Annotated in this window: 18 protein-coding genes; 8 read left to right on the top strand and 10 right to left on the bottom strand. The window is 59.2% G+C overall.

What is annotated here, in order from left to right; all coding sequences use genetic code 11:
* Positions 1-9: 9 nt before the first annotated feature.
* On the bottom strand, positions 10-1,557 hold the full coding sequence (locus Z947_RS0107700; protein WP_240477521.1) for a UxaA family hydrolase: 1,548 nt from the start codon (positions 1,555-1,557) through the stop codon (positions 10-12).
* Positions 1,558-1,648: 91 nt separating this feature from the next.
* Between Z947_RS0107700 and Z947_RS0107695 the strand changes: the two genes are divergently transcribed.
* Positions 1,649-2,425, top strand: coding sequence for a GntR family transcriptional regulator (locus Z947_RS0107695; protein WP_025043728.1), 777 nt, complete (start codon positions 1,649-1,651; stop codon positions 2,423-2,425).
* Between the two features lies 1 nt (position 2,426).
* Here Z947_RS0107695 and Z947_RS0107690 read toward each other — a convergent pair whose 3' ends face one another.
* From Z947_RS0107690 to araD, 3 genes are read right to left on the bottom strand one after another with little or no spacing between them, the layout of a single operon-like run.
* Positions 2,427-3,137, bottom strand: a complete 711-nt coding sequence (locus Z947_RS0107690; RefSeq protein ID WP_025043727.1) for a ribonuclease activity regulator RraA — start codon at positions 3,135-3,137, stop codon at positions 2,427-2,429.
* Positions 3,134-4,054 (bottom strand): dihydrodipicolinate synthase family protein, encoded by a 921-nt coding sequence (locus Z947_RS0107685; RefSeq protein WP_025043726.1) that lies wholly within the window; start codon positions 4,052-4,054, stop codon positions 3,134-3,136. The genes Z947_RS0107690 and Z947_RS0107685 overlap by 4 nt, the downstream gene beginning before the upstream one ends.
* Positions 4,055-4,066: 12 nt before the next feature.
* Positions 4,067-5,806, bottom strand: a complete 1,740-nt coding sequence (gene araD / locus Z947_RS0107680; protein WP_025043725.1) for an L-arabinonate dehydratase — start codon at positions 5,804-5,806, stop codon at positions 4,067-4,069.
* 116 nt (positions 5,807-5,922) lie between these two features.
* On the opposite strand from araD, the gene Z947_RS0107675 reads away from it, so the two are divergent.
* Genes Z947_RS0107675 through Z947_RS0107665 form a run of 3 tightly spaced genes read left to right on the top strand, consistent with a single transcriptional unit; the run spans position 5,923 to position 9,241 of the window.
* Entirely contained in the window at positions 5,923-6,699 is a 777-nt protein-coding gene (locus Z947_RS0107675) for an HpcH/HpaI aldolase family protein (RefSeq protein WP_025043724.1), read from the top strand.
* Between the two features lie 56 nt (positions 6,700-6,755).
* On the top strand, positions 6,756-8,294 hold the full coding sequence (locus Z947_RS0107670; RefSeq protein WP_025043723.1) for an aldehyde dehydrogenase (NADP(+)): 1,539 nt from the start codon (positions 6,756-6,758) through the stop codon (positions 8,292-8,294).
* Positions 8,291-9,241, top strand: a complete 951-nt coding sequence (locus Z947_RS0107665) for a 2-hydroxyacid dehydrogenase (RefSeq protein WP_025043722.1) — start codon at positions 8,291-8,293, stop codon at positions 9,239-9,241. Before Z947_RS0107670 ends, Z947_RS0107665 begins: the two co-directional genes overlap by 4 nt.
* Before the next feature lie 2 nt (positions 9,242-9,243).
* On the opposite strand, the gene Z947_RS0107660 is transcribed toward Z947_RS0107665, so the two are convergent.
* Genes Z947_RS0107660 through Z947_RS0107640 form a run of 5 tightly spaced genes read right to left on the bottom strand, consistent with a single transcriptional unit; the run spans position 9,244 to position 12,540 of the window.
* Positions 9,244-9,561, bottom strand: a complete 318-nt coding sequence (locus Z947_RS0107660) for an NIPSNAP family protein (protein ID WP_025043721.1) — start codon at positions 9,559-9,561, stop codon at positions 9,244-9,246.
* A gap of 31 nt (positions 9,562-9,592) precedes the next feature.
* Positions 9,593-10,309 carry a FadR/GntR family transcriptional regulator gene (locus Z947_RS0107655; RefSeq protein WP_025043720.1) on the bottom strand — a complete coding sequence of 239 codons (717 nt, stop codon included), beginning with the start codon at positions 10,307-10,309 and terminating at the stop codon, positions 9,593-9,595.
* 11 nt (positions 10,310-10,320) lie between these two features.
* Positions 10,321-11,010 (bottom strand): nickel pincer cofactor biosynthesis protein LarB, encoded by a 690-nt coding sequence (gene larB / locus Z947_RS0107650; protein WP_037938772.1) that lies wholly within the window; start codon positions 11,008-11,010, stop codon positions 10,321-10,323.
* On the bottom strand, positions 11,003-11,788 hold the full coding sequence (larE, locus tag Z947_RS0107645) for an ATP-dependent sacrificial sulfur transferase LarE (protein WP_025043718.1): 786 nt from the start codon (positions 11,786-11,788) through the stop codon (positions 11,003-11,005). The genes larB and larE overlap by 8 nt, the downstream gene beginning before the upstream one ends.
* On the bottom strand, positions 11,785-12,540 hold the full coding sequence (locus tag Z947_RS0107640) for a FadR/GntR family transcriptional regulator (RefSeq protein WP_025043717.1): 756 nt from the start codon (positions 12,538-12,540) through the stop codon (positions 11,785-11,787). Before Z947_RS0107640 ends, larE begins: the two co-directional genes overlap by 4 nt.
* A 297-nt stretch (positions 12,541-12,837) precedes the next feature.
* On the opposite strand from Z947_RS0107640, the gene Z947_RS0107635 reads away from it, so the two are divergent.
* From Z947_RS0107635 to Z947_RS0107620, 4 genes are all read left to right on the top strand, one after another.
* Positions 12,838-13,797 (top strand): TAXI family TRAP transporter solute-binding subunit, encoded by a 960-nt coding sequence (locus Z947_RS0107635; RefSeq protein WP_025043716.1) that lies wholly within the window; start codon positions 12,838-12,840, stop codon positions 13,795-13,797.
* Positions 13,798-13,947: 150 nt separating this feature from the next.
* Positions 13,948-15,822, top strand: coding sequence for a TRAP transporter permease (locus Z947_RS0107630; protein WP_025043715.1), 1,875 nt, complete (start codon positions 13,948-13,950; stop codon positions 15,820-15,822).
* A gap of 39 nt (positions 15,823-15,861) precedes the next feature.
* Positions 15,862-17,559, top strand: coding sequence for a thiamine pyrophosphate-dependent enzyme (locus tag Z947_RS0107625; RefSeq protein WP_025043714.1), 1,698 nt, complete (start codon positions 15,862-15,864; stop codon positions 17,557-17,559).
* A complete protein-coding gene (locus tag Z947_RS0107620) occupies positions 17,559-19,004 on the top strand; it encodes an FAD-binding oxidoreductase (RefSeq protein ID WP_025043713.1) in 1,446 nt (481 codons plus the stop codon). The genes Z947_RS0107625 and Z947_RS0107620 overlap by 1 nt, the downstream gene beginning before the upstream one ends.
* Positions 19,005-19,013: 9 nt before the next feature.
* Here the strand turns inward: Z947_RS0107620 and Z947_RS0107615 are convergent, their stop codons facing one another.
* Positions 19,014-19,760 (bottom strand): SDR family oxidoreductase, encoded by a 747-nt coding sequence (locus Z947_RS0107615; protein WP_025043712.1) that lies wholly within the window; start codon positions 19,758-19,760, stop codon positions 19,014-19,016.
* Positions 19,761-19,873: the final 113 nt, after the last annotated feature.

Genomic DNA, 19,873 nt, shown 5'->3' with positions numbered 1-19,873 from the left:
CCTGTGGTTTTAGCCTGTTACGCCGATGGGCCAGGGTGCGAATTCTTCTTCGCCCACGCCCATAGCTTCGGATTTGCTGTAGCTGCCGGATGCTACCGCTAGAATATGCTCGAAGATCGTCTGGCCCAGCTCTTCGATGCTTTGTTCACCGTCAATCACCGTACCGCAGTTGATGTCCATGTCATCGCGCATCTGCGTATACATCGGCGTGTTGGAGGCCAGTTTGATTGTCGGTGACGGGTAGGAACCGAAACAGGACCCCCGACCCGTCGTGAAACAGATCAGGTTCGCGCCGCCCGCAATCTGCCCTGTGGCAGAGACCGGATCAAACCCCGGCGTGTCCATAAAAACCAACCCTTTCTGGGTGACAGGTTCGGCGTAGCGGTAGACTTCCATCAATCCGGTGCTGCCGCTTTTCTTGGCCCCGCCCAGCGATTTTTCCAACACATTCGCCAACCCGCCCGCCTGGTTTCCCGGACTTACAACACCGTTGATCTGCGTGTCGCGCCCCTTGGTGTACTCCAGCCACCAGTCCATGCGCTCGACCAGTTTGGCCCCGATATCAGCGGTCCGCGCACGGCGGGTCAGCAAATGTTCGACGCCGAAGATTTCAGGCGTTTCCGACAGGATCGCCGTGCCGCCGTTGCGCACCAGAATATCCGCCGCCGCGCCCAGCCCCGGATTGGCGGACAAGCCCGACAATCCGTCTGATCCGCCGCATTGCATCCCGATGGTGATATGTTCGGCGGAACAGGGTTCGCGCCGGACCTTGTTGGCTTGGGCCAGCATTTCCTTCACCGCTTCTTTGCCATCGGCAATCGCGCGCGCGGTGCCGCCGACATGCTGCATGGTAATAGTCTTGAGCATCTTGCCCTCGGCAAGCCCTTGTTCTTCAAAGAACTGCGCCAGATTGTTACGTTCGCATCCCAGCGACAAGACGACAGCACCGGCCATATTCGGATGGCGAATGTAGCCCGCCAAGGTGCGCCGCAACAGGTCCATCGGTTCGCCCGTCAACTCCATCCCGCAACCGGAATCGTGGATGAAGGGGATCACACCGTCGACATTCTCCCATGCCTCCATGCGTTCTTCGTCAAAGTAATTGCCGATCTTGCGCGCCACCGTGGCCGAACAGTTTACCGTCACAAACAAGCCGATGTAATTGCGCGTGCCAACCTGCCCGTTCGCGCGGCGGATCCCCATAAAGCGGGCGCGTTCTGCTTTCGGCAAAATCGCCGTGGGCTTGTAGTCACGCGCAAAGGCATAGTCCTTGTCGACCGCGTCGAACCTGATGTTGTGGCTGTGCAGCCAGTCGCCCGGTGCGATATTCTGCGCGGCATAGCCGATGACCGTCCCGAACTTCAGGATCGGTGCACCGCTTTGGATATTTCGGATCGCAATCTTGTGGCCCTGCGGCGTTTGGTGATTTACGGTGATCCCATGTTCCAGCAGCTGCGTGCCTTCTTCGATATCGCCTGTCGCGACAATGATGTTGTCGCCAGCCTCCAGCAACATCGCGCGCGTGCGTGTGGTATTCTGCATGGTTTGACCGTTCATCTTGCACTCGCTTTCGGATCATTAAAAAGGGGCTTCTGCAGGGGTCCGATAACTGATATATTAGATTTAACAGAAGTAAAGAGCCCTCGCAATGAATGAATCCAACCCGGACAAAACGAAGCCGCACAAAGCGCTGGAAGGCGGCATTCTTGGCGTTGATGCGGGGCTTGCCCTTTTCGAGGGCGGGCCAACCGGGCGTGGTGTTTATGCGAAATTGCGCGACGGGATTGTCCGGCTGGACCTGCCGCCGGGCACGCCCTTGCTGCGGGCAGAACTTGCAGAAACCCACGGTGTCAGCCTGACGCCTCTGCGCGACGCCCTACAACAGCTTGCAAAAGAAGGGCTGGTGCAGATTTTTCCGCAATCACGTACCCTTGTCACGCAGATCGACACCACGGCAATCCTTGAGGCACAGTTTATGCGGATCGCATTGGAGACAGAAGTTGTGCGCACGCTGGCAACCGATATCGCCCCCGAAGATCTGGCCCGCCTGCGCAGCATCGTATCCCTTCAAGCTGGCATCGCCGAGAATCCGGCGGATATGCCAACCTTTCAGGAGCTGGACGAAATGTTCCACCAAACGCTATTCGCGGCTGCAGGACACGCCCACAGCCAGCGCATCTTGCGCAGTCACGCAGGGCACCTTGAACGTCTGCGTCGCCTTGATCTGGACGAGGGCGACAGCGCGGCAAGGATGGTCAACAACCGTCAGGTGATTGCGGGGCATACCGAAATTCTGGATGGCATTGCGGCAAATGATCCCGACCGCGCCATGACATCACTGCGCAGCCATTTGCAGCGCACCTTGGGTCGCATGACCGAAAAGCGCGCCGCATTTCCCGACTATTTCGCGCCGGACAAACCCTGACCTAGCGGTTCTGCGCGTTGCGCCATTCTGCGAATTTTTCCAGATTGGCAGGGTCCGTCGCGGGGTATAGACCGATGATCCCCGCGCCCGACTTGACCTCTGATACAACAAAATCCTCATAGGCGGTCATCTCCACGGCCTCATCTGCCACTTCTTCTGCAAGATCTGCGGGAATGATGATGACGCAGTCGTCGTCACCCACCATGATATCACCGGGAAAAACGGCTGCATCACCGCACCCGATGGGGCAATTAATCTCGATCGCCTCATGCAGTGTCAGGTTTGTCGGGCTCGAGGGACGGGCGTGATAGGACGGGATGTCCAGTTCGCCAATAGTCGCCGCATCTCGCAACCCGCCATCCGTCACCACACCTGCCGCGCCCCGCATCATCAAGCGGGTGATCAGAATATCACCGGCACTCGCCGCACGCGGATCTTTCCGGCTGTCCATGACCAGAACATGGCCCTCGGGGCAGGTCTCGACCGCGACGCGTTGCGGATGTTCGGGATTGCGAAATTCAACCAGTTGATTGCGGTCCTCGCGGGCCGGCATATAGCGCAGCGTGAACGCGGGCCCCACCATATTGCGCCCCTTGCGTGACACGGGGCCAACGCCCTGCACCACCTGATTGCGCAGCCCCCGTTTATAGAGCGCCGTGGCAAGGGTTGCGACAGAGACATTCATCAGTTTTTCACGTGTATCGGGGTTCATGCGGTCTTCTCCTGCAATTCGGCTAATGCGTTTTCCGTTACGAAATCATCGAGGGCTTTTTGCTGGCGCTCCGTCAAGGGCCAGGCCGAGGGCGGACGTGTCGGCCCACAATCCTGCCCGATGGCGATAAGCGCCGCCTTTACGCCTGTGACGTTGGTGCCGTTATGCTCTTCGGCGCGGATGTCCTCAAAGGTGCGCATGCCAGCGATCAAGCGGTTCGCCGCCGGATAGTTTCCAGCATCGAGCGCTGCGTGAATGGCCATGGAGCGTTCCGGCCAGACGTTAATCAACCCCGATGTGAAACCGCGTGCGCCAACAGCATAGAGCGGCGGTGCCCAAACTTCGGCCAAGCCACCGACCCAGACGATATCATCCGGACAGGCGGCAATGGCTGCGGCAAGGTTCAGCGGATTGGGTGTCGCCCATTTCACGCCCTTCACGCCACCCGCCTCGCACAGGCGCGCGATGCCTTCAGGCCCCATCGCATCATTGCGCAGATACAGCATCACCGGCAAACCGCCCGACGCATCGCGCACTGCCTTGATGTAATCAACCGCGCCACGCGGAGAGACAAACGGATCAGGCGGCTGATGAATCATCAGCGCCGCCGCTCCGGCATCGGCACTGGCGCGCGCCAGCTTACAGGCGTCACGCACCCCGCGCCCCACCCCCGCCAGCAGCGGCGCGCGATCGCCGACCATAGCGGCCACTTCGCGCACCATCGTGCAGGCCTCATCCGTGGTCAGCGCGTAAAACTCGCCGGTATTGCCGTTGACGACAGGCATGTGAACACCCGCGCCGATGGCCCTGTCGATGATCGGGGCCAGCTTGGGCGGTGCGATCTCTCCCGCCGTGTCATAGGGCGTGACAAGAATGCCGGAGATGCCCGTCAGAGCGCGTTCAAGGTCATGTGCCATCGGTGTAGTCCTTTAGAAAATGTCGGGCTCGCCCGCTGTGCGGCCGAATTCTGCGGTTAGGTAATCAAAATCACAGCCTTGGTCCGCTTGTCCCACATGGCGCTGGAACATATAGCCCCAGCCCCGTTCAAAGCGCGGCTCGGGTGCCACCCATGCGGCGCGGCGTGCGGCAAGTTCTGCGTCGTCCACCAACATATCAAGGCTGCGTGCCTCTAGATCCATACGCACGATATCGCCGGTTTTCAGCAGCGCCAGCGGTCCCCCAACAAAGGATTCCGGTGCGACATGCAGGATACAAGCCCCGTAAGATGTGCCCGACATCCGCGCATCGGAAATGCGCAGCATATCGCGGTGGCCCTGTTTCAACAGCGCCTTGGGCATCGGTAACATGCCCCATTCCGGCATACCCGGTCCGCCCTGCGGCCCTGCATTGCGCAGCACCAAAACATGATCGGGCGTTACATCCAGATCTTCATCGTCAATCGCCGCCTTCATTTCGGGATAGCTGTCAAAAACCAGCGCAGGTCCTTCGTGTTTGTAATACTTCGGATCACAAGACGCCGGTTTAATCACCGCTCCATTCGGGCACAGATTGCCCCGCAACACGGCCAGAGACCCCTCTGCGTAAACCGGATTGGAGAGCGGACGGATCACATCGTCGTTGTAGACTGGCGCGCCTGCAATCCCGTCAGACAAGGGCTTGCCAGTGCAGGTGATCGCATCACGGTCCAGCTTGTCGCCCAGCTGATCCATCAACGCGCGTAAACCACCCGCGAAATAGAAATCCTCCATCAGATATTCATCACCCAAGGGACGGATGTTGGCGATCAAGGGCGTTGTGCGCCCCAGCGCATCCAGATCGTCCAGATCCAGCGCAACGCCCGCACGCCGCGCCATTGCCAACAGATGCACCACCGCATTTGTGGAACAACCCGTTGCCATCGCCACCGTGGCTGCATTGCGCACCGACGCCGGTGTCACCACACGATCCGGCGTCAGATCCTCCCACACCATATCGACAATGCGGCGTCCGCAAGACGCGCTCATCCGCTTGTGTCCCGCATCTGCCGCAGGAATAGAAGAGGCCCCCGGCAGGCACAGCCCCATCGCCTCGGCAATGGCCGTCATCGTTGACGCCGTACCCATCGTCATACAATGCCCGTAAGAGCGCGCGATACCGCCCTCTACGCCCAGCCATTCCTGCTGGCTGATCGTACCAGCACGGCGTTCATCCCAGAATTTCCACGCGTCTGACCCGGATCCCAATGCTCGGCCCGCATAATTGCCGCGCAGCATCGGCCCCGCGGGCAGATAGATAAACGGCACGCCCGCGCTGATCGCGCCCATTGTCAAACCGGGCGTGGATTTGTCACAACCGCCCATCAGGACGACACCATCCAAAGGATGCGAGCGTATTGTCTCTTCGGTCTCCATCGCGATCATATTGCGGTACAGCATCGACGTGGGCTTGGTGAAACTCTCGTCAATCGAGATGGTCGGGATCTCCAATCCCAGCCCGCCGGCCTGTGCGATTCCTTTTTTCACATCCTCCGCGCGGTCGCGAAAATGCAGGTGGCAGGGGTTCATCTCGGACCATGTGTTCAGGATGCCGATCACGGGGCGTCCTTCCCAGTCTTCAGGGCCCAGTCCCATCTGCATCATCCGCGACCGATGGCCAAAACTGCGTAGGTCATCCGGCGCGAACCACCGTGCGCTGCGTAGCGCATCGGCTGATTTCTTACTCTGTGTCATGGTGCCCCTCCCGATGGTCAAACCTGTGCAAACCACCGAAAACATACGGGTTGCCCGAAGTAATATATTACCGTATCAGATGATTTGTCGATACCATTTCGAAAGGCAAGGCACAAATGTCCCATTCTCCACTCAGACAATCGTTGACGCGACACAGCCGCAAAGCAGGCTTTTGGCTGTCGCTCTGCGCGCCCACCGCAACTGAAATCGCCGCCGGAAGCGGGATCGACTGGTTGCTGCTGGATATGGAACATTCCCCCAACGACCTTTCGCAGATAACCGACCACCTGCGCGCCGCACAAAGCGCCCCCTGCGTTACGCCAGCTGAAATAATCGTACGCCCGCCCGTTTCAGAGCAGACCATGACAAAACGACTGCTGGATATCGGCGTGCGCAATTTCATGTTCCCGATGATCCAAACGGCTGCCGACGCCGAAAGAGCGGTCTCTTGGACCCGCTATCCACCCCAGGGTGTGCGCGGCATTTCCGCAACGGTTCGGGCAAACAATTACGGACGGCAAACCGACTATCTGTCGACCTATGCCGATGCGCTTTGTGTGATCGTCCAGGTCGAAACCGCAGAAGCCGTCGGGAATATCCCCGCCATTGCAGCTATCGCCGGTGTCGATGCAATTTTTGTCGGACCCGGTGATCTGGCCGCCTCTATGGGGCATGCAGGAAATCCGATGCATAAAGACGTGCAGGAACAAATCTCACAGGCAATCGCGGCCATTCACGCCGCTGGCCTGCCCGGAGGCATTCTGGGCTACGGCGCTGAAACAGCGCAGCGGTACTTTGATCAGGGTTTCGAATTTGTGGCCATAGCAGGTGATGCATGGCTTTTGACCCGCCATATGGATGCCATGGTAAGCGACATCAAAAACGCCACCTAACCCAACAGAACCACACCCGAAAAACGACCCGACACACCAGCCGAAGGACACCTCACATGACCGCAAATTCATTCGTTTTCAAACCCCATGGTAAACATCTTATCGCCGGAGAGTGGATCGGCGGCGGGGCGGTTTTCGCCAATGCGCCCGCCACGGGTCACACAGATGAGTTCCAGATCGGCACGCCCGCGCAAGTTGACGCCGCCTGCGCCGCTGCCGAAGATGCCTTTTGGAGTTACGGCTACACGCCACGCGAAGAGCGGGCAAAATTCCTTGACACCATCGCAGATGAGATCGAAGCCCGCGCCGAAGCCATCACCGAAATCGGCAGCCGTGAATCCGGCCTGCCCACCGCCCGATTGCAAGGCGAGCGGGGCCGCACCACCGGACAGTTGCGCCTGTTCGCCGACCACATCCGCAAGGGCGATTATCTTGACCGCCGTGTCGACAGCGCCCAGCCCGACCGCGCGCCCGCACCGCGCCCTGAAATCCGAATGATGCAACGCCCGATTGGTCCGATTGCGGTTTTCGGGGCGTCGAACTTCCCGCTGGCTTTCTCTACCGCGGGTGGTGACACCGCTGCGGCACTTGCTGCGGGCTGTCCTGTGGTTGTCAAAGGCCATTCCGCCCACCCCGGCACCGGTGAAATCATCGCCGAAGCCATCCATGCCGCGATCAAGACCTGCGGCGTCCATCCGGGTGTGTTCTCCCTGATCCAAGGGGGCAAACGCGACGTCGGTCAGGCGCTGGTCCAGCACCCGCTGATCAAAGCAGTCGGCTTCACCGGTTCGCTCGGCGGTGGCCGCGCCTTGTTCGATCTATGCGCACAACGTCCCGAGCCGATCCCGTTTTTTGGGGAGTTGGGTTCGGTCAACCCGATGTTTGTCCTTGATGCCGCAGCCAAAGCACGAGGTGCCTCGATTGGCGAAGGCTGGGCCGGATCGCTGACCATGGGGGCGGGCCAGTTCTGTACCAACCCCGGTATTGCTGTGGTCCGCAAAGGGGCCGATGGCGACGCCTTTGTCGCGGCGGCCAAGGGCACGTTGGAACAAGCGCCCGAACAGGTGATGCTGACCGATGGCATTGCGCAGGCCTATCACGATGGCAAAGCACGTTTTACCGGCCGTAACGCCGTGCGCTGCTTGCTTGATAGCGTCAGCGAAGGACGCGCTGTGCGGCCCGACCTTTTTGAAACCGATGCTGATACGTATTTGCAGGATCATGCCTTGGGCGAGGAGGTGTTCGGCCCCTTGGGTCTTGTTGTGCGGGTTTCATCCGACGACGACATGCGCGCACTTGCAAAAGGGTTTGAGGGACAACTGACAGCAACGATCCACATGGACGACGAAGACGCCGGCGAAGCCCGCGCATTATTGCCAATTCTGGAACGTAAGGCTGGCCGCGTTCTGGTAAACGGCTTCCCGACCGGCGTTGAGGTCTGCGATGCGATGGTGCACGGCGGCCCCTATCCCGCTTCGACAAACTTCGGGGCGACGTCGGTCGGCACCTTGGCGATCCGCCGGTTCTTGCGCCCTGTGTCCTATCAAAATGTTCCGACCTCGGTCTTGCCGGACGACCTGGGCGATGTGTCGTGATCGGTCCTGTTGCTGTCCTCGACGTGATGTCGGACGCGATGCAAGCCAAAGTGCGTGCCATCGCGCACGGGCTTGACCTGCGGTTTCCCGCAAGCACATCAGAGGCTGACTTCACCGCCACTGTGCGCGGCGCGTCCTATATTGTGGCGCGTGGTGCCGGCCTGCCCGAAGCCGTGTTGCGCAGCACCGACGGGCTTAAACTCGTCCACCAATGGGGCACCGGCACGGACCAGATCCCGCTTGCTGTTGCCAAGGAACTGGGCGTGCCGGTCGCGCGCAGCCCCGGTGTCAACGCTCCGACAGTTGCGGACCTGACGATTGCGATGATGCTCGCCGTGTTGCGACGTTTGCCACAGCATCACAACAACACGTGTGCGGGTAACTGGATCGAGGATGCGCTGATTCCCGGCGCGCGTGATTTGAATGGCCGCAGCGTGGGTCTGATCGGCTTTGGGGCGATTGGCCAGCTTGTGGCGAAACGTCTGACAGGGTTTGACTGTGACGTTATGTATTATCGCCGCTCCGGTCCGCATGACCAAACCACGGCGCGTTTCGCGCAGATGGACGAAATCCTCTCGACCTGCGACATCGTCAGCCTGCATATGCCCCTGACGCCCGCCACGCAGCATACATTAGGTAAAGCGCAGATCGCGACGATGAAACCGGGGGCCTTTGTCGTCAATACAGGGCGCGGCGGGCTGATCGACGAAAGCGCCCTGATCACCGCCTTGCAAGCCGGTTCTCTATCCGGCGCTGCACTGGACGTGTTTGCGCAGGAACCCGTCAACGCGGACAACCCGTTGTTGAAAATGGATAACGTGGTGGCCCTGCCCCATATCGGCGGGCGTACCGAGGACAATCTGAACCGGATGGTGGCGCATTGGGCGGCCAATATCCGCGCCTTTGATGCAGGGCGCGGGATTGATGAAGCCTGTCTTGTGACCTGAGATCAGTCCGCCATGAACGGGGCGGGCATCAGTATCTTGTTGATCTGTGACACCAGATATCCGGCTTCGGCACTTTTGGCGAGATAGGCCTGCCACGCCGGATCAGCAGCCAGTTCTGCACGCCGCGCCGCGCGGTCAGCCGCGTCGCGGTAGGGCCAGATATGCACAAATGAATTTACGTCACCCGTTTCGGTCTGCGCATATAGGACCGGCATGCCGAGAATTCGCAGCTGCGCGGGATAGCCGTGTTCGGCATATAGCGCGAGGTGTTTTTTGATGGTGCCGGGGCGACAGATATAGGTGCGGTGGTCATAAATCATCTGATGTTCCTTGATGTCAGCGTGGGTCGGTTCACGCGCTTTCGGCGTGATCGGTGATACGGGTGCGTGCCTGTAGCAGGTGATGCGACATGCAAACGCCTGCCGCTTCTGCATCACCGGCGCGGATGGCTTCGAAGATCTGGCGATGTTCCCGCATTACCAGGTTCAGGCGGGCCTGCGTACCTTCACGCGTCAGCTTTTGGGCAACGTCTATGCCCCGCTCGATGGCATCGCGGGTGCACTCAAGCATGTCCACGAACACTTCGTTGCCGGAAGCAGCCGCGATGGCGAGGTGAAATTGATAGTCGGAATCTACCGACGGTGTCCGTACGGCCATCGTTTCCTCAAGCCTCTGCAGCGCGGATTCGATCCGTGCAAGGTCCTTTGGACCGGCGCGCAGCGCGGCGAGCCGGGCGGTTGCATGTTCGACGGTGACCCGTGCCTCCATCGCGCGCATCAGCCCCGCAACGGAATCAACCGTCGCAAACTCGATCAGCTTTTCAGGCGGACGGCGGCGCACAAATGTCCCGACACCACGGCGCGCTTCGACCAGCCCGTCCTCTTGCAGTTTCTTCAACGCCTCGCGCACGACCGGTCGTGACACACCAAAAGCGGTGGCCAACCCGTGTTCCGAGGGCAAGCGCTCCCCCTGCCCCAGCGTGTTCGACACGATCTGTTCCAGAATTTGGCCATAGAGCTGACCGGCAAGCGTTTGTCGTTTGGTAATCTTTAACTTGGCTAGTTCCAATCTGGTCCCTCTTAGTACACCTGCCGTCGCAGCATATTGGCGATCCGCAGCGCCGATGTGGCAGCGCCGTATCCATTGTCGATGTTCACAACAGTAACACCGGGGGCGCAGCTTGCCAAAATTGAATCGAGCGCCACGCGCCCCCCCTGTGCCACGCCGTACCCGACAGAGGTCGGCACCCCAATCACGACGCCCCCGACCAGCCCGGCCACCACCGATGGCAGCGCCGCATCCATGCCCGCAAATACGATCACGACATCCATTTCGCGCAGCTGGTCTTCTTTCGCCAGCAACCGCCAAAGACCCGCAACGCCAACGTCGGAAATTTCCGTAGCCGCCATACCACCATACGCCAGCGTACGTTTTGCTTCTGTCATCGGCCCCGCATCAGATGTGCCGGCACTGACCAATGCAACACGCGGCCTTGTGGCCAAAGTTGGCAGCGGCCCAAGGATGCCGCTACGCGACACAGCGCAGTAATCCAGCGCAGAACGCAACGGCCCGGGCAGTGCTGCATGTTGCCGCTCAAGCAGACGCGTCATCAACAGCCGGCGCCCTTCGGTGACGGCATCACCCAAGATTGCCGCAATCTGGGAGTCCGACTTATACTGGCATAAAACGGCTTCTTCGATGCCGATGCGATGGGCGCGGTTGCGATCAAAGGTGACGTCTGGGTGGCCATCCACGGCCTGCTCATCCATGGACAAATGCACTTCCTCGTTTGTAGGCCCGTAGGCCGATTTTGCCGTGCGCGGGGATCAGATCCTTCGCAAGCGCCAGAACCTCGTCTTGCTGCGATTGCGTCATGGCATCATGTACGGCAGCATCCAGTTCGATCAGCCATCCTGCCTGCATGCGCCTGCACCTCAGTGTAACATTGCCCAGCGCTTTGCGCAGACGTTCCTCCACAGTATCAATGACGGCCAAATCCGCAGGCTCCACACGCAGGCCCGTTTCGATGCGGCTGGCAAGGCAGGGGGCGGCGGGAAGCTCTGACAAATCACCAAGCCCTAGCGTACGGGCCAGCGCGCGCACGTCATCCTTGGTCATTTGCGCGGCCACAAACGGATGCAGAACGCCATGTTCCTCGGCTGCCACCAGGCCCGGTCTAAAGTCAGAAAGATCATCGAGATTGGTACCCGCGGCCACATAATCACCCAGCTTGGACAAGGAGCCATAAAGGTTGTTCTTGCAAAAATAACATCGGTTCACAGGATTTGCGCGATAAGACGCATCCGCGAACTCGCCCGCATCAATAGTGCGAAGCGTAAGGTCACGATCGCGGGCAAATTGCTGTGCGCGGGCTGTCGCGGCAGCGGGAACTGCGGGGGAAACCGCATGGCACAATATCACTGCGTGCCGTCCGCGCACCTCTGCGGCAGCGGCTGACAAGGTCAGGCTATCGATACCGCCGCTCAGTGCGATGGTCAAAGTGGGTGGCGCGATCAGTGCTGCATGCAGGGCGGCAGGGACACTCATTGCGGCTGATCGTCCGCCGGTTCAAGATTCTCAAGCAAACGCTCGCTCGACATCTCAAGGTGCAATCGCATCCGGTCCCGCGCCAAAGTTGCATCGCCTGCTGTTATCGCCTGAGCGATAAGATGGTGTTCGCGCACGGCTTCGTTGCTTTCACTGCCACGCCTGACAGATTGCAGACGTCCGACCAACATGGTTTCGCGCAGGCTTGCACCCAGATAATTGAAAAAATCCAAATAATAGTCGTTGCCGGTCGCGTCACAGATGGCACGGTGAAAGTCCAAGTCGGTGGTAACCCCTTGGGACACGCCCGGGATGCCACCGCCACTCGCATCGTCAAAGGCGTCCGCCGCCGCCTGAATTGCGGCACGTGCCTGATCGCTGCTGCGCAGGGCAGCGATGGCCGCCGCCTCGATCTCCAGGCCCAAGCGCAACTCGAGAATTTGGGAAAGCTTGCGCAGACTTCCGACATCGCGCTCGGGAATGGCGAATCCCATCCGCGGCCGGTCGCTAGCAACAAAGGCACCGCGCCCTTGTTGGCTGGACAGCATTCCCTCTGCTTTCAACCGCGATACCGCTTCGCGAATGACAGTGCGGCTGACGTCAAGGTTCCCAGCGAGAGAGGTTTCCGATGGCAGCATCGTACCCACGGCCCAAATGCCGTTGACGATGTTATGCCGCAAGACCTCGGTCGCCTGATCGCTAAGTGTCGCCTCGCGGGCGAGAAAGCCGGATGCAGCAAACGCCTTACTCATTATGTCCTCCCGTTTTAGCTGATTGGTACACCTGTATGACAAGTTGTCAATTAGCAGAACCCCGTTGATAGCGGGTGAGCCGCGCGAAAAGTCCAAATTTCAGCCATAAGCCTCACCTGAATACAGTATTCAACATGACAACTTATGGCAAAATTTTGCAAAATATGTATTTTTATTTGACAGGAGACGGGAATCAAGGACAGTCTAGCCGGACATTGGTGCAGTAGCGCCAAGACGGGAGTAGCACGGTATCGACGCTAACGATCCGGCTCAAATCTGAACTCGGGAGGAGTTTCTATGTCCACGCTTACCAAAGCAATCCGCCGGACAACGGCGGCAACAATCTTTTTCGCGGCCACCGGAATCGCGGCGCAGGCGCAAGACTTTACAATGGCAACCGGCCAGCAGGGCGGATCGTGGTATCCGGTCGGCGGTGCCATCAAGGCCATCGTTGAACGTGAAAACCCAGATATGAACATCACCGTGACCCCCGGTGCCGGTGTGTCCAACGTCGTGGGTGTTGATGCGGGCCGCTTTGCAATTGCTTTCGCCAACTCCACCTCAACGGTTGACAGCCTGAGCGGCAAAGAGCCATTTCGCAAAGCAACAACCAATGTTTGCAACCTCGGCGTTCTTTATCCGCAGTTCTTTCAGGTCGTTGCACGGGCGGATTCAGGCATCAAAACCATCGCCGACATGAAAGGCAAACGTCTGACAACCCAACAACTGGGCAACACCGGCGAATTCCTGACCCGCGAATTGCTTTCAACCGCCGGCATGTCTTTTGATGATCTGGCCAGCGTGTCGAACACATCCTATTCGGATTCCGCATCACAAATGAAAGACGGGCAAGTGGATTTCTTCACGCTTGGCTCATCCCTGCCAACCGGTTCCGTGATGGACCTGGCCTCTTCGCGCGAAATCGTTCTGGTCAACATCGACGAAGAAACATTCAAGCACTTCAAAGACCAGAACGCGGCCTTCCAGCATCGTGAGGTAAAGGCGGGTTCCTACCCCGGCTTTGACGAAACGATCCACACCATCAGCTATGACACGCATATGGTTGCACCCTGCGATTATGACGGCACCGTCGTCAAAGCGGTTCTGGCGGCTGTCGCCGACAACCCTGAAAGCTTCGGCGCGATCAGCAAGGCAATGGCGAGCCTGACGGTTGAAGAGATGGCGACAGATCTGGGTGTACCTTTCCATCCGGCCGCGATGGAGTTCTACAAAGAGCGTGGCGTTTCAGGCATGTGATGAACCGTCCCTGACGGTCCTGCCGGACGGGGCCTCGTCGCCCCGTCCGGTACACGCGTTTTCAGCGCAGGCGCGCGGGCATCCGGCCCCTAAATGTGCCGCCTGCGGCCCCACCAATTTGCAAGCCCCCTCTAGCCTTGGAAAAACCCTATGAAACTCTCCGTCTTAACAGACAAGATGCCCCTGATTGTCCGTATTTCCCGGCTCGTGCTGATCGGTATGGCCTTCTGGCACCTTTACGTCGCCTTTTTTGGTCCGCCAAACCCCTATATCATGCGGGGTGTTCACGTGGCGTTGGCGCTGCTGTTGATCTACCTGACGGTCGATGCCAAAGGTTTGCGAAATACCAATCCGCGCTGGTACGACATCGTGCTCGCTTTGATTGCAGGCGGCGCGGCGCTTTATCCGTCGTTCAACCTCAACTACATTACCCAGCGGTTCCTGTACGTTGATCCGGTTTTGCCGATGGACATCGTTGTCGGTATCACGCTGGTGATCCTGTTGCTGGAAGCGACACGGCGGATGCTGGGGCCGATGCTGCCGATTACGGCGATCCTCTTCATAGCTTACGGGCTGGCCTTTACCAACACATTGCCCACTGTTCTGCTTGAGCAATTGTTCATGACCCCCGAAGGTATCTTTGGCATCCCCATCGCCGTTTCGGCAACCTATATGGTGCTGTTCATCCTGTTCGGCTCCCTCGTTGAAAAGATGGGTGTCGGGCAATTGTTCATGGATTTCGCCGTCGCCATTACAGGGCGACAGGCCGGCGGCCCCGCCAAGGTGGCCTGTGTGACATCCGGCCTTTTCGGGTCTGTTTCCGGCTCGGCGGTGGCCAACGTGATGACCACCGGCACATTTTCCATTCCGTTGATGAAGCGAATGGGCTTCAAACCTGCCTTTGCAGGCGCGGTTGAGGCGGTCGCTTCTACAGGCGGGCAGATCATGCCACCGGTCATGGGGGCCGCGGCCTTTGTGATGGCCGAATACCTTGGCACCGGTTACCTGACAGTTGCCAAATACGCGCTTGCACCGGCGATCCTGTTCTACATCGCACTTTTCGCCGCGGTCCACTTTGAGGCCAAGCGCAAAGGCATCGGGTCTGTTCCAAAGGAAGATCAGGTTCCGTTGAAAGAAGTTATTCTCGAACGCGGCCACCTGTTTGCCCCCCTGATCATTATCGTTACGGTCCTGATGATGGGATACTCGGCCCCCTATGCCGCACTTTGGGGCATCATGTCGGTTGTGCCCGTAGCCGCGATGCGTAAAACCACCCGCCACTTTGTAACGGTAGACAACATACTGGACGCCCTTGAAGGCGGCGCACGTAACGTATTGGCGATTGCGTCTGCCTGTGCCTGTGCGGGTATCGTTGTTGGCGTGATCGACATTACCGGCCTCGGCCTCAGCTTCTCCAACTTCGTGATCGAAGCGGCGCAAGACAAGCTGGTTATCGCCTTGCTCTTGTCCATGGTTGCGGGGATCATCCTTGGCATGGGCATGCCAACGACACCGGCCTATATCGTGCAAGTCGCCTTGCTGGTGCCGGCACTTGTGAAACTGGGCGTGCAAGTCGAAGCGGCCCACCTGTTTGTGTTCTACTTCGCGATCCTGTCGGCCATCACGCCGCCTGTGGCGATGGCGGTCTATGCGGCAAACACCCTGTCGCACGCAAAAATTGTCGAAGCCAGCTGGGCCGCGGTCAAACTTGGCGCGACCGGTTTCATCGTGCCATTCATGTTTGTCTATGAACCGGCGATCCTGATGCAAGGCGACGCGGCACACATCGCCCTTGTACTGCTTCAAGCCACCGTCGGGGTAATTATCCTTGCCGCATCCTTACAACGATATTTCTTCGGGAAACTGGAAAACTGGCTATCCTTCGCCCTGTTTATCGCTGCGCTTTTGTTGATCTACCCTGATTGGCGAATGACATCGGCAGGCTTGGCTATCGCGGGCGGTATTCTGGCTTTGCAAAAAGTCAGATACCGGACCGCCACACCACAAACAGCTGCTAACAACTGATCCGGCACCGGACGCAAACCAAAAACGGAGCGCATTTACATGCTGCAAAAAGTCACCACCAAGCCCCGCACCGGCGGTCAAATCCTTGTCGACCAGCTTTTGATCCACGGCGCGGATACCGCTTATTGCGTGCCCGGCGAAAGTTATCTTGAGGTACTGGATGCGCTGCATGACGTCAAAGACCGGTTCACGCTGATCAATGCACGCCATGAAGCGGGGGCGGCAGACATGGCAGAAGCCCATGGCAAGCTGACGGGCAAACCCGGCATCTGCATGGTGACGCGTGGCCCAGGTGCCTGCCATGCGGCCATAGGCGTGCATATCGCACAGCAAGACAGCACACCGATGATCCTGCTGGTGGGGCAGATTGCGCGCGACACCACCGATCGCGAAGCCTTTCAGGAGGTCGATTATCGCGCGATGTTCGGGCCCATCGCCAAATGGGCGACCCAGATCGACGACGCGCGCCGCGTACCGGAATACATGGCCCGCGCCTTTCGGGTTGCGACCTCGGGGCGGCCCGGTCCGGTGGTGATTGCCCTGCCCGAGGACATGCTGACCGATGTGGTCGATGTGGCGGATGCCCGCCCCTATGCCCCGACGCACGCCGAACTGTCCAACGACAGTCTGGAGGCACTTAAGGCCGAGATCGCAGAGGCGAAAAAACCGTTGCTTTTGCTGGGCGGGTCCGGCTGGTCGGATGCGAGTGCGGCCGCCATCACACGCTTTGCAGAAACCAACAAGATTCCCGTCACCTGTTCGTTCCGTCGGCAAGATATCGTGAACAACCTGTCACCGGTTTTCGCCGGCGATTTCGGCACCTCGACTGCGCCGACGCTTTACGGACACCAGCGCGACGCCGACCTGCTGATCGTGATCGGTGCCCGTCTGGGCGAGATGACCACCAAAACCTATACCACAATCAACTCTCCCAATCCGCAAACGCGGTTGGTTCACCTTTATCCTGATGCCGACGAAATCGGGCGGGTTTATTCGCCGGATCTCGGCATTGCCGCCGCCCCTGCCTCAGTTGCTGCGGCTTTGGACGGCGTCGATCTGGGCAAAGGCGACGTTTGGGGCGACTGGTGTGACCGCCTGCATGCAGATTACCTGACGGACAGCGATGCCCCCAATGGAGGTGAGTGGAATCTGGATATGGGCGTCGCGCTGAACCAAATCCGCGACAGCCTGCCCGACGATACCATCGTGACGCTGGACGCGGGCAATCACACCGGTTGGGCGCAACGCTTTTTACGTTACGGACGCCCCGGCCGGATCATCGGGTCCACCTGCGGGTCCATGGGGTACGCAGTACCTGCCGCAGTGGCCGCCTCCGTCGCCGAACCCGAACGCCTGACGCTGGCCTTTGTCGGTGACGGTGGCTTTATGATGAGCGGGATGGAACTGGCCACTGCTGCGCAATACGGCGGCTGCCCGATCGTGCTGCTGTTTAACAATGGCATCTATGGTACCATCCGCATGCATCAGGAACGTGATCACCCCGAACGCGTTTCCGGGACCACTTTGATCAATCAGGATTTTGTGAAACTGGCCGAGGGGCTGGGTGCCCATGCAGAACGGGTCACCAAGACCGCCGATTTTGCTGCAGCTTTCGAGCGGGCCCGCGCCAGTGGACGCCCCGCCCTAATCGAATTGGTCACCGACCCCGACCAAATCTCGACCCGTACCACCATTGGCAAACTGCGTGACGCCGCGCGGGCAAAAGCGAACGCTTGATGACAACGACACTTCAATCTAGCGCAAGTCGCGACACACAAGCGCGCGACGCCGAACTCCTTGGCCAATTGAGGGCCGCCATTGGTACCGCCCACGTGCTTACCGATCCAAATGATCTGGCGGACCGGCTGATCGAGGATCGCGGCCTGTTCAAGGGCAACGCCCTTGCCATCCTGCGTCCCGCAGATACGGCGCAGGTCGCTGAATGTGTGCGGCTTTGCTTTGCGGCAGGCGTGCCGATTGTGCCGCAAGGCGGCAACACGGGCCTTGTCGGCGGCGGCGTGCCGGAGGGCGGCGTGATCCTGATCACCCAACGGCTGAACAAGATCCGCGAAGTGGACGCAGTGAACGCCACCATGACTGTCGAAGCGGGGTGTATCCTCGCGTCGATCCAAGCTGCGGCAGAGGAGGTCGGCGCATTATTCCCGCTGTCGCTGGCCTCCGAAGGGTCCTGTCAGATTGGCGGCAATCTGTCGACGAATGCGGGCGGCACGGCTGTGCTGCGCTATGGCAATACCCGCGATCTGGTCATGGGGATCGAGGTGGTACTTCCCGACGGTCGCATCCTTAACGATCTGAACGGTTTGCGCAAAAACAACACCGGCTATGACCTGCGCAATCTTTTTATTGGGGCCGAAGGGACATTGGGGATCATCACGGCGGCGGTGATCAAACTGTTTCCCCAACCGGTATCGCGTGCCACGACCATGGTTGCCTGCGATGGACCGGATGTGGCGTTGTTACTTTTCGAACGTATGCGCAGCCAGAACGCTGATGTGCTTTCGACGTTCGAATACATCGACCGCTCGGCATTGCAGATGGCCATCGACCACGGGCCGGGATGCAGTGACCCGATGACGCAAGCCTACCCTGCCTATTGCCTGATCGAACTGACCAGTACTGGCGCACAGGACGCTTTGGACGCCCGTATGGAAGCCACGCTTGAGGCGGCTTTTGAAGCGGGTGAAGTCATCGACGCGGTGATTGGCGCGTCAGAAGCGCAAAAGGATGCGTTGTGGGCATTGCGCGAAAACCTGTCTGATGCGCAAAAACCGGAAGGTGCGTCAATCAAGCACGATGTCTCGGTGCCGGTGTCACGGGTCGCCGATTTCGTGAACGTGGCCAAGGCCGCCTGCATCGCCTACATGCCCGGCCTGCGCCCCTGCCCCTTCGGGCATTTTGGGGACGGCAACCTGCACTTCAACCTGTCGCGCCCCATAGATATGGCGGATGCGGATTTTCTGGCCGAATACCCCGCCTTTAACCGCATCGTGCATGACATCGTGCATGAGATGGGCGGATCATTTTCTGCAGAGCACGGCATCGGCAAGGTCAAACGGGCAGAACTGCGCCACTATAAAGATCCCGTTGCATTGGAACTGATGTCGCAAATCAAAAAGGCCATTGACCCTGCCGGACTGATGAACCCCGGCAAGGTACTGTGAAGCGGGGCGTTAGCCGCGCCCCGCAAACGGCATTTTGGTCGCCATCACCGTGACGAACATCGCGTTGGATCCGGCCTGCATCCCCGCCATATAGGACAGGGTGCGGGCAATATCGCCGACATCCATTCGCGGCTCCGGCGCAAGGCTGCCATCCGGCTGTAATACGCCATCCTTCATGCGTTCGGTCATCTCGCTGGCCGCATTGCCAATGTCGATCTGGCCCACCGCAATATCATGTTTGCGCCCATCCAGTGACAGCGCGCGGGTCAGCCCGGTGATCGCATGTTTCGTCGCGGTATATGGGGCCGACAGCGGTCGCGGCACATGGGCAGAAATCGACCCGTTGTTGATGATCCGCCCGCCTTTCGGGCTTTGCCGCTTCATCAGTGCAAAAGCGGCACGCGCGCATAGAAATGAGCCTGTCAGATTGCTGCCGACAATATCGTTCCAATCCTCGACCGAAAGCGCGTCAATCTCGACCGCAGGGCCATTGCGCCCCGCATTGTTGAACAGCAGATCAAGCCTGCCAAAGGTTGTTTCGATCTGGTCGAACAGTTCTGCAATATCGCTTTCACGACTCACATCGGCGGCAATGGCCAGATGCCCCTCGCCTTCAAGCGTCGCACGGACCTCGTCCAGCTTTTCTTTCCGGCGACCGGTTAAAACCATAGTGAAACCATCACGCGCAAGCGCCTGCGCACAGGCACGTCCAACACCGGTTCCTGCGCCTGTAATAAGGGCAAATTTCTTTTCCATTCCGCTTTCGTGCTCCTGTTTGAATGTGATGCTTGGTAATGAACTAATATTAATATAAAAGAGCAGATAACGCAGCAAAAAACGCATACCGGCGCTGCCAACCCGATAAGGAA

Source organism: Sulfitobacter geojensis (genome assembly GCF_000622325.1).
GTDB classification, from domain to species: Bacteria; Pseudomonadota; Alphaproteobacteria; order Rhodobacterales; family Rhodobacteraceae; genus Sulfitobacter; species Sulfitobacter geojensis.
This window is presented reverse-complemented; position numbering and strand designations above follow the sequence as displayed.